Origin of the sequence: Nocardia neocaledoniensis (assembly GCF_003182135.1) — a bacterium.
GTDB classification, from domain to species: domain Bacteria; phylum Actinomycetota; class Actinomycetes; order Mycobacteriales; family Mycobacteriaceae; genus Nocardia; species Nocardia neocaledoniensis.
The window spans coordinates 199,519-214,726 of sequence record NZ_QGTL01000007.1; the positions used below are offsets into that span (position 1 = coordinate 199,519).

Here is a 15,208-nt window from a genome sequence, read left to right on the forward strand (position 1 = left end):
CCCGGCGTACATTCGATGCCGTGAGCAAACTTTCGGTAACCGCCTCGTTGCGTGCGCACGGGGCGGCGGTGCGAGCTGTGCGGCGGCGAGCGGCCGCCGACGGGCGTGGCGTCGGATTTCGGCGTGGCAGGCCCGTGGTTGCGGTGATCTTGCTGGCGGTACTCGTCGTGCTGACCGGGTGCACGATCGACCGCCCCGGCCGTGACGCCGAACCCGCCGGTCCGGTGGCGCGCGTCGCCATCACCCCGGCGCCGGACGCGGCCGATGTCGCGCCCCGCGCTCCCGTCTCGGTGACGGTGAGCGACGGCCGGATCGACCAGATCGCGCTCACCAACGCCAACGGCAAACAGGTCACCGGCGAGTTCAGCCCCGATCGCGCGACCTACAAGATCACCGAACCGCTCGGCTACGACGCGTCCTACACCTGGACCGGCACTGCGATCGGCACCGACGGCAAGCCCGTGCCGATCGACGGGACCTTCACGACCCTGCGCCCGAAATCGACCACCCCGGCGACGCTCAACATCGGCGACGGCCAGGAGGTCGGCATCGCCGCGCCGATCATCCTGAAGTTCACCGGGCCGGTGGCGAACAAGGCGGCGGTGGAGAAGGCGCTCACCGTCACCACCGACCCGCCCACCGAGGGCTCGTGGGCGTGGCTGCCCGACGACGGCGGTTCGCGCGTGCACTGGCGCCCGAAGAACTACTGGACACCGGGAACCACTGTGCACGTCTCGGCCCCGCTGTACGGACTCGACCTGGGCGGCGGCGCCTACGGTGACTCCGACCTCACCTCCGATTTCAGCATCGGCCGCAGCCAGATCGTCGTCGCGAACGCGCCGAGTCACCGGATGCAGGTCGTGCGCGAGGGGGCGACGATCTTCGATTTCGCGGTCTCCTACGGGGAAGGCAACGAGCCGCGCAATGTCACCCGCTCGGGCGTGCACGTGGTCACCGAGAAGTACGAGGACTTCCTGATGTCGAATCCGCCGTACTACTCCAATGTCCGCGAGCGCTGGGCCGTGCGCATCTCCAACAACGGCGAATTCATCCACGCCAACCCGGAATCGCTGTCCGCGCAGGGCGCCTCCAACGTCACCAACGGCTGCATCAACCTCTCGCCGTCCGATGCCCAGGCGTACTTCCCGACCGCGCTGTACGGCGACCCGGTCGAGGTCACCGGGACGTCCATCGCGCTGTCCCAGGCCGACGGCGACATCTACGACTGGGCGCTCGACTGGCCCACCTGGCAGTCGATGTCGGCGCTGGCGGGTACGACCACGCCGTCCGGGGCCGCGGCCGGCCCGCGGTAGGCGATACAGCACGACGCCCCACACGGCGAGTGCGTGTGGGGCGCGGTGCTGCCGATCAGACCAGCGCGGGCGTCCGGCTCGGCCAGCGGGGATGGTTGCGGTCGATGACGTAGGCGTGGGTGTGCTGGTAGAGGCCGGGGCCCACCTGGATCGCGTCGGCGAGGATGGCCGGGTCGACCGTGCCGAGCTCGTGGACGTGGGTGATCTCGGCCGGGTCCTTGCGCGGCCACAGCCGCACCGCCGCGACGGCGCCGAGGCCGGCGATGACGGCCAGCGTGACCCAGGTGGTGGTGAATCCCGCGGTGGTGGCCAGCCAGCCGGTGATCGGGTAGGTGATCAGCCAGGCCACGTGTGAGAGCGAGAACTGGGCGGCGAACAGGGCGGGCCGGTCCTCGGCGCGGGCCGAGCGGCGCAGCACCCGGCCGGTGGGGGTGAGCACCATGGCGGTGCCCGCGCCGATGGTGGCCCAGGTGGTCAGGGCGGCGGGCCAGCTCCAGGCGCCGATCGGCGCCGTCGACAGCGCGATCGCCGCGGCCAGACCGGTCACCAGGACCGCGGCGCCGGTGAGCATCACCGAACGCTCGTCGCGCCGGTCCAGGATCTTGGGCAGGGTCAGGGCGATGAACATGGTGCCGAGGCCGTTCGCCGCGAGCAGTACGGCGACCCCGGACTGGTTGCCGCCCAGCACATCCCGCGCGTAGTTCACGGTGTTGACCATGACCACCGAGCCGGCGGCGGCGACCACGAGGTTCAGCCCGAGCAGGCCGCGCAGTCGCGGGGTGGCGGCGAACAGGCGCAGCCCGGCGACCAGGCGTTCGGTGATCGCCCCCTCGCCCGCCACCGCGTTCGGGATGCGCGCGGCCAGCACGAGCGCGACCGAGACCGCGAAGCCGATGCCGGTGCCGACGAAGAGCCAGTGGAAGCTGAGCACGCTCAGCGCGAGCGCCGCCAGCATCGGGCTGAGCAGCGTCTCCATGGTCGCGGCCAGCTGCGCGGCGGAGAGCGCCTTCGTGTAGTCGCGCTCGTCGGGCAGGATGTCGGGCAGCACGGCCTGGTAGGTGGGGGTGTAGGCGGCCGAGGCGATCTGCAGCAGGGTGATCAGCACGTAGATCTGCCAGATCTGGTCGACGAAGGGCAGCGCGAGCACGATCGCGCCGCGGATCCCGTTGAGCGCCATCAGGAACTGCCTGCGCGGCAGCCGCCCGGCGTAGGCGCCCGCGATCGGGGCGACCGTCACGTAGGCGACCATCTTCAGCGTCAGCGCGGTGCCGAGCACGATGGCCGCGTTCCCACCGGCCAGCTCATACGCGAGCAGCCCCAGCGCGACGGTGGTGAGGCCGGTGCCGAACAGGGCCGCGACCTGGGCCGTGAACAGCAATCGGTAGTCGCGGTGGGCGAACAGTGCGGTGGTCATGACGTCGGCCCTCCTGAGGCGAACTTTATCGCTTATCTGCGTATAGATGCAACTATATACCCCTAGGGGGTATTCCGGTCAAGCGGCCGATCGTGCCGACTTGACCTCAAGGATGGTTTAGGTAGCACCGTGGTGCGCAGCGGCGATCGAGGATCGCCACCGAAGCAAGGGGAAGCACATGAGCGTCACGGTCGAGCACGTGAGCACCGAGATCCGTCCGCTGCGGGTCGCCGTCGTCATCGGCAGCACCAGGGAGGGCCGATTCGGTCCGACCGTGGCGGACTGGTTCGTCCGGCAGGCGACCCCGCGCGACGCGCTCATCGTCGACATCGTCGACACCGGCACGACCGAACTGCCGCACGTCTTCGGCGCACCGGCCCCCGCTGTGGCCGAGGCGACCGAAAAGCTCGCCGCGGCAGATGCTTTCGTGATCGTGACCCCCGAGTACAACCACAGCTACCCGGGCTCGCTCAAGAACCTGATCGACAGCCACCACACCGAATGGCAGGCCAAACCGGTCGGCTTCGTCTCCTACGGCGGCATCTCCGGCGGGTTGCGCGCGGTGGAGCACCTGCGCTCGGTCTTCGCCGAACTGCACGCGGTGACGGTGCGCGACAGCGTGGCCCTGCCCAACCCCTGGGGCAGATTCGACGACGCGGGCGTGCTGCGCGACGACTCCGCCGAGACCGCCGCCGCGGCCCTGCTCGATCAGCTGATCTGGTGGGGCGAGGCGCTGCGCACCGCCCGCGCCGTCCGCCCGTACGGAAAGTGACCGCCGTGCTCACCCAGACACAGACTCCACCGGTCACCACCCGAAACCCCATGCGCATCGCGCTGGTCCTGGTGGTCGGCATGATCATGGCGACCCTCGATCAGACGATCGTGAACGTCGCCATCAACAAGCTCTCGGTCGAATTCGACGCGGGACTGAGCACCATCCAGTGGGTCGCCACCGGCTACTCGCTCGCCCTCGGCGCGGTCGTGCCCACCTCGGCCTGGCTGGTCGGCCGCTTCGGCGCGAAGCGGCTGTACCTGGCCGCGATCACGGCGTTCGCGTTCGGTTCGGTGCTGGCCGGACTGGCCTGGAACATCGAGTCGCTCATCGCTTTTCGCCTGGTGCAGGGCGCCAGCGGCGGGCTGCTGATGCCGGTCGCCATGACCATCCTGCTGCGCGCGGCGGGCCCGGAACGGCTCGGCCGGTTGATGAGCACGCTCGGACTCGCGATCCTGGTCGGCCCGCTGCTCGGCCCGGTGATCGGCGGCTACCTCATCGACGAGGTGTCGTGGCGGTGGATGTTCTTCCTGAACCTGCCGCTGGGCGCGCTGGTGCTGGTGCTGGCCGCGCGGGTGGTCCCCGACGACGCGCCGGAGCCGCCACGCCCGCTCGACGTCATCGGTCTGCTGCTCATGTCGCCCGGTCTCGCGCTGGTGATCTACGGCGTGACGGCGGCGGGGGAGAGCGCGGGCTTCGCGACGCCGTCGGCGCTGGTGCCGCTGCTGGCGGGCGCCGGACTCATCGTCGCCTTCGTGCTGCGCTCGCTGAACACACCGGTGCCGCTGCTGGATCTGCGGGTCCTCGGCAACCGGACGACCGGCATCTCGGCGGCCCTGCTGGCGCTGTTCGCGAGCGGCTACTTCGGCTCGATGCTGTTGCTGCCGTTGTACTTCCAGGTGGTGCGCGGTGAATCCGCGCTGCTGGCGGGCGCGCTCGGCATTCCGTTCGCGCTGGCCTCCGGCGCGACCATGCAGGTGGCGGGCCGCTTGATCGACCGCATCCCGCCCGGGCGCTATCTGCCGGTCTCGATCACGGTGGCGCTCACCGGTTTCGTGGTGTTCGCGATCCAGCTCGACGCGGACGCGCCGTACTGGGCGCTGTGCCTGACCATGCTGCTGATGGGCGCGGGCGGCGGCGGCACGATGATGCCGGTGATCACCACCGCGACCCGCCCGCTGAGCCGCGAACAGCAGCCGGCCGGATCGACGGTGCTGAACATGATCAGCACCACCGCCATGGCGATCGGTACCGCGGTGAGTTCGGTGACCCTGGGCGCCCTGCTCCCGGTGACCGGCGGCCTACAGGCTCTGCACGGGATGGACGCGGTTCAGCGCGCTGAGCTGGCCCCCGCCCTGGCCGAGGCCTTCCAGCACACCTACCTGATCGCGCCGGTCATGATCGCGCTGGCGATGATCCCGGCGCTGCTGTTGCCGCGGCGGTAGGCCAGAGCACGGCCTGGGCGACGATGACGTTCTCGCCGTCGAAGGTGACGGCCGGGCCCTCGTGCAGTGTGTAGCCGAGGGCCAGCGCCGCGCTCACGCGGCGGCAGAACGTCTCGTCGTCCGGGCCGGTCAGGACGCGATAGATCGGCAGGCCGTCGGGTGGTGTGCTCATACGGGCCAGTATCCGCTAGACGGACTCGGCGGCGCGTTCCTTGCTCAGCGTCTCGGTCTGCGCGGTGCTCAGGCCCTGCTGCTTGGCCAGCAGGTCGCGGATCTCGATGAGCAGTTCGGTCTCGGTGGGCTCGGCGGCCTTGGTGGTGCCGAACTTGTTCTTCAGCGACTTCATCGGCAGCATCAGCACGAAGTACAGGACCGCCGCCACCATGAAGAAGTTGATGAACGCGGTGATGATCGGGCCGATCTGGATGAAGGTCGCCGGCTTGTCGGCGATCAGCTGCACGCCGAGGCCCAGCTCGTTGGTCGAGCCGAACACCGCGAGCAGCGGGTCGATGAGCCCCTTGGTGAACGAGCTGACGACGGCGGTGAACGCCGTGCCGATCACGACGGCGACCGCGAGGTCGACGACGTTGCCCCGCATGAGGAAATCCTTGAACCCGCCGAACACGGACTTGATAACGCGCATCAGTGCAGCACTCCTGAGACTGGCTATTGGCAAACGTGGTGATGTTATCGGCCGTCTCACCCGGTAGCGAATTCGTGGCTACCGCACTCGGAGGCGCGAACCGGCCTCCGGCAGTATCAATTCCGCACGCGGCGAGCGCCACTCGGACAGCGCGGGAGCCCCGGATTCGGTTGCCCGACCCGGGGATTGATCGGCGCTGGTCAGGAGCGGCGCGCGAAGCTGCCCGGACCGGCCTGGTCGCGGGGCTTCACGACGATCGTGTCCAGGTTCACGTGCGGCGGACGGCTGGCGACGAAGCCGACGATCTCGGCGATGTCGGCGGCGTAGAGCGGATCGATGCCCTCGTACACCTTGGCGGCGCGGTCGGCGTCGCCGTCGAAGCGCACCAGCGAGAACTCCGTCTCCACCGCCCCCGGCGCGATCTCGGTGAGACGGACCGGCTGACCGAGCAGCTCGTCGCGCAGGGTGCGGTGCAGCACCGCCTGGGCGTGCTTGGCCGAGGTGTAGCCGGAGCCGTTGGGGTAGGCGTGCATGGCGGCGATGGAGGTGACGGTGACGATCAGGCCGTCGCCGGAGGCGATCAGCTTGGGCAGCAGCGCCTTGGTGAGCCGGAGCGTGCCGAGCACGTTGGTCTCCCACATCCAGCGCCAGTCGTCGAGGTCGGCCTCGGCGACCGTGGCCAGACCCTTCGCCCCGCCCGCGTTGTTCACCAACACGTCGACGCGCTCGAGCCCCTCGGTGAACGCGGCCACCGACTCCTCGGAGGTCACGTCGAGTTCCACCGCGGTGCCGCCGATCTCCGCGGCCAGGCGCTGGACCCGGTCGAACCGCCGGGCGCCCACGTACACGTGATACCCCTGCTTGGCGAGTTCCCTGGCGGTGGCCTCCCCGATGCCCGAGCTGGCTCCGGTGACGACGGCGATGCGAGTGCTCATGTGCACCGATCCTATGCGCCGCCGATTTCGCCTCGCCACGGCTCGGATCATCGTGAATCCGACCGGCGCTAGCCTGTCGGCATGGCTATTCGTGACGCGGTCAGCGCTGAGGGAACCAGAATCGTCTACCGGGTGACCGGACCGGAGGACGGGCGGCCGCTGGTGCTGCTGCACGGCTGGGCCGGCAACCTGCGGTGCTGGGGCGCCGCGGCCGACGAGCTGGCCCAGCGCTACCGCGTGATCGCGGTCGACCTGCGCGGCCACGGATACTCCGACGATCCCGGCACCGGCTACGACGACCCCAAGGCGTGGGCCGCCGACGTCACGGCCGTGCTCGCCGCCGAGCGGGTCGAAGGCGCGGTGCTGCTCGGCTGGTCCTACGGCGGCATCGTCGCCACCGACTACCTCGCCACCGAGGGCACCGCGGCGATCGCGGGCGTCGTCTACTGCGGCGCGCCCGCTCACATCGGCAAGGACGTGCCCGGCGCCGCGCCCGGCCCCGCCATGGCGAAGGCGATTCCCGGCGTCTTCGACGAGGCCGCGGGCCGCGCCGTGCGCGCGTTCGCGGTGTTCGGCAACGCCAACACCGGTCCGGGCGAGGACAAGGGCCCGGATGCCCAGCGCCTGTTCGGCGGCAGCCTCGCCACCGCGCCCTCGGTGCGCAAGGCCCTGTTCTATCGCACCGTCGACAACACCGAAACCCTGCGCGCCCTGGACATTCCGGTCCTCGTCCTGCACGGGACGGAGGATCCGGTGGTCCCCGTCGAGAACGGCCGCTACATCGTCGACAACGTCCCCGGCGCCCGCGCCTCCTACTGGGAAGGCGCCCAGCACGGCCTCTTCATCGAGGACCGCGCCCGGTTCGTCGCCGAGGTGAGCGCGTTCCTCGACGCGCTGGACTGAGCTGCGCTTTCGCGCCGAAAACGACCGGTCGCTTTCGGTCGAACCAGAATAGAATTAGTCGCCGAAGCCGATGTGATAAGACTGTGATTGTTCTCGAGGGCAAACGAGCACAATTCGCACAGGGGCGCGGAAAATCTTCTGGTAATTGTCACAATCTTTTCGTGAATACGTGTGTAGCGTGCGGGAATGCCGTTTGATGCGAAGGGAAGTGGGTTCGGCGTCGAGAGTGGAGTTCGATGATGTTCGGTCGGGCAGGTGGCGTTCGGATCGTGTTCCTGGCAGTCGCACTGCTGGTCGGCGCGGTCGTGGGAGCGCCATCGGCGAGCGCCGAACACGCGCGGATCGAAGATCAGCGCGTCGAGCCGGACCGCACCATCGATGTCGGCGTGTATTCGCCCGCGATGGATATCGTCACCCGGGTGCGGGTGCTGCGGGCCGCCGATCCGCATTCACCGGCGCCCACGCTGTATCTGCTGAACGGCGTCGGCGGCGGCAGCGACGGGAATTGGCTGGACCGCACCGATGTCGTCGAATTCTTCAAGAACAAGCAGGTGAACGTGGTGATCCCGTTCGGCGGCGCGGGTAGCTACTTCGCCGACTGGCGGGCCGTCGACCCGGTGCTCGGCAAACAGCGCTGGACCACGTTCCTCACCCAGGAACTGCCGCCGGTGATCGACGCCGAGTTCGGCGGCACCGGCGCGAACGCCATCGCCGGCCTGTCGATGGCGGGCACCTCGGTGTTCCAGCTCGCGCTCGCCGCGCCGGGCATGTACCGGGCGATCGGTTCCTACAGCGGCTGCGTGCGCACGAGTGATCCACGCGGACAAGCGATCGTGAGCGCGGTGGTGGGCAGCAGGCTCGGCAACGTGGCCAACATGTGGGGGCCGCCGAGCGATCCGGCGTGGTCGGCGCACGACCCCTACCTCCACGCCGAGGCGTTCCGCGGCACCGAGGTGTACGTGTCCTCCGGCAACGGGATTCCCGGGCCCTACGACAATCTGGTCGCCGCGCAGGGCGATCCGGTGCAGCTCACCACCCAGCTGCTGTTCGGTGCCTCGCTCGAGGCCGTCACCGCGCTGTGTACCCGCCAGCTCAGCGACAGGTTGCAGTCGCTCGGCATCCCGGCGACGGTGGATCTGCGGCCCAACGGCACCCACTCGTGGGGCTATTGGGAGCAGGATCTGCACAAGTCGTGGCCGATGTTCGAGGCCGCGCTGGCGCGCGAACGGCAGTGACCGTGATGTCCGAAATTCGCTGGCGTCGGCGGTCCTGGTCCGGCAGGCTCGTCGTGAACTCACTCACGAATTCCGTGTGACGACCGTCACCGATCCCGGTAGGGATGTCGGCGGCGGCGTCGCGGCGTGCACACTGGAGTGTGTGAGTCAGCGTCGCCCGGAAATTCTGCCCCACCGCATCGCGGTGCTGTCGGTGCACACCTCGCCGCTGGCGCAGCCCGGAACCGGCGACGCGGGCGGCATGAACGTCTACGTCTTGCAGACCGCCCTCGAGCTGGCCAAACGCGGCACCGAGGTGGAGATCTTCACCCGCGCGACCTCCTCGGATCTGCCGCCGGTGGCCGAGGCCGGGCCGGGCGTGCTGGTCCGCCACGTGGTCGCCGGACCGTTCGAGGGCCTGGACAAGAACGACCTGCCCACCCAGCTCTGTCCGTTCACCGCCGAGGTGCTGCGCCAGGAGGCGCGGCACCTGCCCGGTCACTACGACCTCGTGCACTCGCACTACTGGCTCTCCGGCCAGGTCGGCTGGCTGGCCCGCGACCGGTGGCGGGTGCCGCTGGTGCACACCGCGCACACGCTGGCCGCGGTGAAGAACGCCGCGCTGGCCGAGGGCGACGCCCCCGAACCCGAGACCAGGGTGATCGGGGAGAAGCAGGTGATCGCCGAGTCCGACCGGCTGGTCGCCAACACCGGTGACGAGGCCCGCCAGCTCGTCGACCTCTACGGCGCCGCCCCCGAGCGCATCGACGTGGTGCCGCCCGGCGCCGACCTGACCCGCTACCGGCCCGGCGACAAGCTCGCGGCCCGTGCCGAACTCGGCCTGCGCGCCGACGAGCAGGTCGTCGCGTTCGTCGGCCGCATCCAGCCGCTCAAGGCCCCGGACGTGCTCGTCCGCGCCGCCGCCGAGTTGCTGCGCCGCGACCGGAGCCGCAAGCTGCGCGTGCTGATCGTCGGTGGCCCATCCGGCAGCGGCCTGGCGCGGCCCGACGCGCTCATCGAGCTGGCCGCCGACCTCGGGATCACCGAGCAGGTCACCTTCCTGCCGCCGCAGCCCGCCGACCGGCTGGTCCAGGTGTATCGCGCGGCCGACGTGGTCGCCGTGCCCAGCTACAACGAATCGTTCGGTCTGGTCGCCATCGAGGCGCAGGCCAGCGGCACCCCGGTGCTCGCCGCCGACGTCGGCGGTCTCGGCACGGCCGTGCGGCACGGTGAATCGGGTCTGCTGGTGCCGGGACACCGCACCCCCGACTGGGCCGACGCGCTCGCCGCGCTGCTCGACGACCCCGCCCGGCTGGCCCGCATGAGCGCCACCGCGGTCGAGCACGCGAGCCGGTTCTCCTGGGCGCACACCGCCGAGGGGCTGCTCGACAGCTACGCTGCCGCGATGGCCGGGTTCCGTGCCGAACGCGGCCGGATCGCCCTGCTCGCGGGGGAGACCAGTCAGGCCAGATCGCGGGCGCTGTGGCGGCGCCGGACAGGAGTACGCAGGTGAACGCCGTATCGCAGCTCATCGACGAGACCCTGCGCGATCGCGAGATCGAATACACCCGTCACGCCGAGGACACCTTCATCGTGGTGCTGCCCGGCGAGCGCAAGCTCAAGACCACGGTGATGCTCACCGTCGGCAAGCACGGGGTGCGCATCGAGTCGTTCGTCTGCCGCAAGCCCGACGAGAACTTCGAGGGCGTCTACAAGTACCTGCTGCGGCGCAACCGGCGCCTCTACGGCGTGGCCTACACCCTCGACAACGTCGGCGACATCTACCTCGTCGGGCGCACGTCCGTCGAGTCGGTGACCCCCGACGAACTCGACCGCCTCTTCGGCCAGATCCTCGAGGCCGTCGACACCGACTTCAACGTCCTGCTCGAACTCGGCTTCGCCGAATCCATCCGTAAGGAATGGAAGTGGCGCGTCTCCCGCGGCGAATCCCTCAAGAACCTGCGCGCCTTCGAGCACCTCATCGACGAAGACGACAAGGTCTGACCGGGGTCACAACAGGGTGAGCGCGGCGTTGGTCGCCACCGCCTGCCCGAACAGGGTCCAGTCGTTGATGATGTGCGCGCCCGCCGAGACCGCCAGGTTCTTGGTGCGAATGTAGGCCAGCGTCAAGATGATCCGGGCGCCGCCGATCACGACGAAGGCCTGGGCGAAGTTCCAGTCGTAGGTCGGCAGGTGCGCCGCGGCGAACCACAGCGAGCTCACCAGCCAGGCCAGCAGAATCGCGTTCCGGCGCGACAGGCCCGCCTTCGCGACCGCGAAATACAGCACCGCCAGGAACGGGATGACGGTGAAGACCTCCTCACCGACCAGCTGGAACCCGGTGCCGACGAAGAAGGCGACGGTATCGACCGCGCCGCCCTTGCCCGCGTCCTCGGCGGCCTGGTTCGTGGCCGACCCGAAGAGCGCGTTGACGACGAACGCGAGCACGACTGTCACCAGCAGATTCAGCACGGCGAAGCCGATCATGAGCCCGACATCGCGCCCGGTGACCCGCCGGAACAGCGCCTGCCAGTGATTGCGGCTCACCCAACCGAGGACCACCAGCGGAATCGTGACGAACAAGATCCGCGGCACGAGCATCCCGATGTTGTCCGACGTCGGTATCAGCACCAGCGCGGCGAACCCCACGGCCACCGCGGCCCACGCCAGCGCCCACTGCCCACTCGACAACCCCACCGGCTTCCCGGCGTAGTACGGGAAATCGGCCCCGTCGTTCCGCTCGATCAGCGACCCGAACCGATCGGCCGGTCCCACCGCCGCATCGCCCGCGACCACAGCGTCCCCTGCGCGCTCGTCCATCGGCAGATCTTCCCACCTTCCACAACCCGCCGCGCGTTTATCGCACCGGCAAGCGAGGTATGGGCTTGTGCGCGAACCGCGCGTCGCGGGGTCGTAGACGTGACGGCCGAATGGCCGGCGCTGGGCGGTGGAGGCCCAGCACCGGCCATTCAGGTCGGGTCAGGTCAGCAGTTGGAGGGGACCGGGTCGTTGCGGAAACGGGACTCGACGTAGTTCCAGGCATCGACGAAACCGGCGACGGCGGCCGTCATGTGCTCGGAGATCTCGATCGTCGACAGCTGCACCGGCGAGCCGGCCGAGCACCAGTGGCCGATGGTCTCGGCGACCGGGCCGTACGGGGTCAGGGTGTCGTACTTGCCCTGCCAGATGTAGGTCGGTGCGGTGGGCGCGCCCTGGTAGTGGACGATGCTGTTCTCCCGCAGCACGCCGCGCGCGACCTGGCTCGACATCAGCTCCTTGGAGGCGGCCATCTGCTCGGCGTTGCGGAAGATGCCGTGGAACAGCAGGAACCGGCGGCACGCGTCCTTGGTGAATTCGCGGAACCACAGGCCGTTCTCGTTGAGCTGATCCGACACCGGCACCTGCTCGGGGTACTCGCGCTCGATGCCCATCGCCGCCGCGAAGGCCAGGCCGAAGCCGGGGTGCGGGGCGAAACCGAGGGCGTCGGCCATCAGTTCGAGGTCGGCGGGGATGCCGCCGGAGACCACGGCGGCGAGCTTCAGCTCCGGCGCGTAGGTGGGCTGCAGCGCACCCGCCCACGCGGTGGCCATGCCGCCGCCGGAGTACCCGGCCAGCGCGACCGGCGAATTGCCGACGCCCAGCTCGGCGACCTTCTGCACGGCGCGCACGCTGTCCAGGGTGACCATGCCGCTCATCTTGGCGGCGCCGTAGGCGACGGTCGGGCCGAGGTAGTCGGGCACCGAGACGGCCCAGCCGCGCCCGATCGGCAGCATCGCGCCCGGCGCGTCCTGCAGCTCGCCGTTGAACAGCGACTTCGACGGATTGCACTGGGTGCCGATGGAATTGATCAGCGCCTGGTACGACACCAGCGGCGGGTTCTTCACCCCGATCGGCATCAGCACGGTGGTGACGCCCATGATCGGGTTGCCCGCCGAGTTGGTGGAGCGGAACGCGACCTGCCAGCCCTCGGTACCGGGGTAGAGGATGGTGTCGATGCGTCGGCTCCGGACGACGTCACCCGGCGCGAGCGCGCCGATGTCGCTCGGCGCGTGGAAGAACGGATCCGGATCCGGGGTCGGATACAGCGGGTTCGCGCCCGCCGGCGCGGCGAGGAAGCCCACCGACAGCAGGCTCAACACCAGAACAACGAATTTCGACACAGCTATCCTTCATCAGAGTTGTGCTGCCCAACTGACAATCACCCGACCCGGGGTGAAGTATCCAACGAAAATAGGCCACGCGTACCACTCAGTACTCAAAGTGTCGAGTACCACACTTTGTGAGAACTCACATCGGCGGACCCTGGGCTGGGCCGATGCCGCGAGCAGGGGAGGAGCAGCCGCGATGACGATGCTCGCGCTGGACATCGGAGCGACGAAATTCGCTGTGGGAGTGGTCGATCCGGACTACACCCTGCGCGGCGTGCGGCGCGTGCCCGCGGCCGCCGACGACCCGTGGGCAGCGTGCAGGGATCTGCTGCTCGCTGTGGCGGCCGACAGCGTCGTCACCGCCGTCGGCATCGGTGCGGCGGGACCGGTCGACGTGCCCGCGGGCGTCATCGCGCCACTGAACCTGCCGCCGTGGCGCGACGGATTCGGGATCGTCGAGCGGGTCCGCGAGCTGTTCCCCGGCGCCGTCGTCGACCTCGCGATCGACGGCGCCTGTCTGGTGCTGGCCGAGCACCGCATCGGCGGGCTGCGCGGGGTCGGCAACGGGCTGGCGCTGACCGTGTCGTCGGGGGTGGGCGGCGGCATCATCGCCGACGGGCGGGTCCTGCGTGGCCGCACCGGAAACGGCGGGCACATCGGCCACCTCGTGGTCCCCGGCGACGAGACACCGTGCGGCTGCGGCGGATTCGGCTGTGTCGAGGCGGTGGCGAGCGGCATGTCCTCGGTGCGCTGGGCGCGTGCGCGTGGGTGGATCGGGGAGACCGGCATCGAACTCGCCGAGGCGGCGCGCCGGGGTGACGAGGTGGCGGTCGCGGCACTGGCACGAGCGGGAACCGCGCTCGGCCGGGCCGTCGCTTCGGCGGCCGCGCTGCTCGATGTGAACAGGGTGGTGATCGGCGGGGGCTTCGCGCACGCGGGCGAACCACTGTGGGGACCGCTGCGCGCGGCCGTGGACCGGCACGCCCGGCTGTCCTTCCTCGACGGTCTCACCGTGGAGCTGTCGGCACTGACCGACGGCGCGACGCTGGTCGGCGCGGGCGTGCTCGCGCACGAAGCGGCGGTCGCGAAGTCCCGATAGCGCGCCGCTCCCCGCGATCGGGCTACGACGACGGTCGGGCCGGCGCCGCTCGGGTTCGACGAGGTGGCGTGCCCGCGCCACCGCGCCTGATGCCAGAATGACCCCCATGACCTACACCCTCGTGCTGCTGCGCCACGGCGAGAGCGAATGGAATGCCCTCAATCTGTTCACCGGCTGGGTGGACGTCCACCTGACCGACAAGGGCATCGCCGAGGGCAAGCGGGCCGGCGAGCTGCTCGCCGAGCACGACGTGCTGCCCGACATCGTGTACACCTCGCTGTTGCGGCGCGCGATCAGCACCGCCAACAACGCGCTCGACGCCGCCGACCGGCACTGGATCCCGGTCGTGCGCGACTGGCGTCTCAACGAGCGGCACTACGGTGACCTGCAGGGCAAGAACAAGGAGCAGGTCCGCGAGCAGTACGGCCAGGACCAGTTCATGCTGTGGCGGCGCAGCTACGACACCCCGCCGCCGCCGATCGCCGACGACAACGAGTACAGCCAGGAAGGCGACCCGCGCTACGCGGGCATCGAGGTCCCCAAGACCGAGTGCCTGAAGGACGTCGTCGCCCGGATGATCCCGTACTGGGAGAACACCATCGCCCCGGAGCTGAAGACCGGCAAGACCGTCCTGGTCGCCGCGCACGGCAACTCCCTGCGCGCGCTGGTGAAGCACCTCGACAACATCTCCGACGAGGACATCTCCGGCCTGAACATCCCCACCGGCATCCCGCTGCGCTACGAGCTCGACGAGAACCTGCGCCCGGTCAAGGCCGCCGAGTACCTGGACCCGGAGGCCGCCGCCGCGGGCGCCGCCGCCGTGGCGAACCAGGGCGGCAAGTAGTCGTTCGTTTCAGTTCGGCCCCGCATCGTGCTCGTCGGTGCGGGGCCGAACCGTCTCGCGGTCAGACCGCCATGTGCGCGGCGAGCATGATGAGGCCGTAGTAGACCGGCGCGACACCGGCACCGGCCGTGAACAGGCTGCGCCGCGGATCGCGTGGCTTCCCGTGCGTGCGCAGCACGTAGATCGACGCGCCGACCAGCCAGACGGTCATCGCCAGGATCGGTCCGTAGACCACGCCCCACATCGCCAACGGCCACAGCGCGAACACCCCCGCGACCAGCAGAACGCACCCGGCCACCAGTCCCGCGGCCAGCCAGCCGAGGCCCTGGAACCATTGCACCGGGGTGCAGCGTGAATGCTCGGCAGTGGTCATGACTCCCACCCTTTCCACCGGGTCCGAACTCAGTGTAAGCCGCAGACGGGGCCGGAAACCTGTGATGTCACACTCCCCGACGCTACGTCGTCACCTCGGCAGAAG

16 protein-coding genes are annotated in these 15,208 nt (G+C 69.8%); 9 read left to right on the forward strand and 7 right to left on the reverse strand.

Features of this window, described 5'->3' with window-relative positions; genetic code table 11:
• Positions 1-134: 134 nt before the first annotated feature.
• Positions 135-1,313, forward strand: a complete 1,179-nt coding sequence (locus DFR69_RS20230; protein ID WP_110039155.1) for a L,D-transpeptidase — start codon at positions 135-137, stop codon at positions 1,311-1,313.
• A 55-nt stretch (positions 1,314-1,368) separates the two neighbouring features.
• Here the strand turns inward: DFR69_RS20230 and DFR69_RS20235 are convergent, their stop codons facing one another.
• Positions 1,369-2,727, reverse strand: a complete 1,359-nt coding sequence (locus DFR69_RS20235; protein ID WP_110039156.1) for an MFS transporter — start codon at positions 2,725-2,727, stop codon at positions 1,369-1,371.
• A gap of 199 nt (positions 2,728-2,926) precedes the next feature.
• On the opposite strand from DFR69_RS20235, the gene DFR69_RS20240 reads away from it, so the two are divergent.
• Positions 2,927-3,499: an NADPH-dependent FMN reductase gene (locus tag DFR69_RS20240; RefSeq protein ID WP_208644026.1), complete on the forward strand. Its 573-nt coding sequence runs from the start codon at positions 2,927-2,929 to the stop codon at positions 3,497-3,499.
• Positions 3,500-3,504: 5 nt separating this feature from the next.
• A complete protein-coding gene (locus DFR69_RS20245; RefSeq protein ID WP_244198367.1) occupies positions 3,505-4,944 on the forward strand; it encodes a DHA2 family efflux MFS transporter permease subunit in 1,440 nt (479 codons plus the stop codon).
• Here DFR69_RS20245 and DFR69_RS20250 read toward each other — a convergent pair.
• From DFR69_RS20250 to DFR69_RS20260, 3 genes are all read right to left on the reverse strand, one after another.
• Entirely contained in the window at positions 4,895-5,116 is a 222-nt protein-coding gene (locus tag DFR69_RS20250) for a DUF1737 domain-containing protein (RefSeq protein WP_110039159.1), read from the reverse strand. The two genes, DFR69_RS20245 and DFR69_RS20250, sit on opposite strands and share 50 nt — an antisense overlap.
• Before the next feature lie 15 nt (positions 5,117-5,131).
• On the reverse strand, positions 5,132-5,569 hold the full coding sequence (gene mscL, locus DFR69_RS20255) for a large conductance mechanosensitive channel protein MscL (protein WP_146229385.1): 438 nt from the start codon (positions 5,567-5,569) through the stop codon (positions 5,132-5,134).
• A gap of 218 nt (positions 5,570-5,787) precedes the next feature.
• On the reverse strand, positions 5,788-6,522 hold the full coding sequence (locus DFR69_RS20260) for an SDR family NAD(P)-dependent oxidoreductase (RefSeq protein ID WP_110039161.1): 735 nt from the start codon (positions 6,520-6,522) through the stop codon (positions 5,788-5,790).
• Positions 6,523-6,603: 81 nt separating this feature from the next.
• Here DFR69_RS20260 and DFR69_RS20265 point away from each other — a divergent pair, with 81 nt between their 5' ends.
• The 4 genes from DFR69_RS20265 to DFR69_RS20280 all read left to right on the forward strand — a co-directional run bounded on the left by DFR69_RS20265 (position 6,604) and on the right by DFR69_RS20280 (position 10,643).
• Entirely contained in the window at positions 6,604-7,425 is an 822-nt protein-coding gene (locus tag DFR69_RS20265; RefSeq protein ID WP_110039162.1) for an alpha/beta fold hydrolase, read from the forward strand.
• A 239-nt stretch (positions 7,426-7,664) separates the two neighbouring features.
• The gene (locus DFR69_RS20270; protein ID WP_373866998.1) at positions 7,665-8,660 is read left to right on the forward strand and encodes an alpha/beta hydrolase; all 996 of its coding nucleotides are present in this window, start codon (positions 7,665-7,667) and stop codon (positions 8,658-8,660) included.
• 133 nt (positions 8,661-8,793) lie between these two features.
• Entirely contained in the window at positions 8,794-10,152 is a 1,359-nt protein-coding gene (mshA, locus tag DFR69_RS20275; RefSeq protein WP_186817323.1) for a D-inositol-3-phosphate glycosyltransferase, read from the forward strand.
• Positions 10,149-10,643 (forward strand): type III secretion system chaperone family protein, encoded by a 495-nt coding sequence (locus tag DFR69_RS20280; RefSeq protein WP_110039164.1) that lies wholly within the window; start codon positions 10,149-10,151, stop codon positions 10,641-10,643. Before mshA ends, DFR69_RS20280 begins: the two co-directional genes overlap by 4 nt.
• A 6-nt stretch (positions 10,644-10,649) precedes the next feature.
• On the opposite strand, the gene DFR69_RS20285 is transcribed toward DFR69_RS20280, so the two are convergent.
• Both DFR69_RS20285 and DFR69_RS20290 read right to left on the reverse strand, forming a co-directional pair.
• Positions 10,650-11,459, reverse strand: coding sequence for a CPBP family intramembrane glutamic endopeptidase (locus tag DFR69_RS20285; protein WP_110039165.1), 810 nt, complete (start codon positions 11,457-11,459; stop codon positions 10,650-10,652).
• Positions 11,460-11,623: 164 nt separating this feature from the next.
• On the reverse strand, positions 11,624-12,799 hold the full coding sequence (locus DFR69_RS20290) for a lipase family protein (protein WP_110039166.1): 1,176 nt from the start codon (positions 12,797-12,799) through the stop codon (positions 11,624-11,626).
• A 184-nt stretch (positions 12,800-12,983) separates the two neighbouring features.
• Here DFR69_RS20290 and DFR69_RS20295 point away from each other — a divergent pair, with 184 nt between their 5' ends.
• Entirely contained in the window at positions 12,984-13,886 is a 903-nt protein-coding gene (locus tag DFR69_RS20295; protein WP_110039167.1) for an ROK family protein, read from the forward strand.
• A 106-nt stretch (positions 13,887-13,992) separates the two neighbouring features.
• Entirely contained in the window at positions 13,993-14,730 is a 738-nt protein-coding gene (locus DFR69_RS20300) for a phosphoglyceromutase (protein WP_110039168.1), read from the forward strand.
• Positions 14,731-14,791: 61 nt separating this feature from the next.
• On the opposite strand, the gene DFR69_RS20305 is transcribed toward DFR69_RS20300, so the two are convergent.
• Entirely contained in the window at positions 14,792-15,103 is a 312-nt protein-coding gene (locus tag DFR69_RS20305) for a hypothetical protein (RefSeq protein WP_110039169.1), read from the reverse strand.
• Positions 15,104-15,208: the final 105 nt, after the last annotated feature.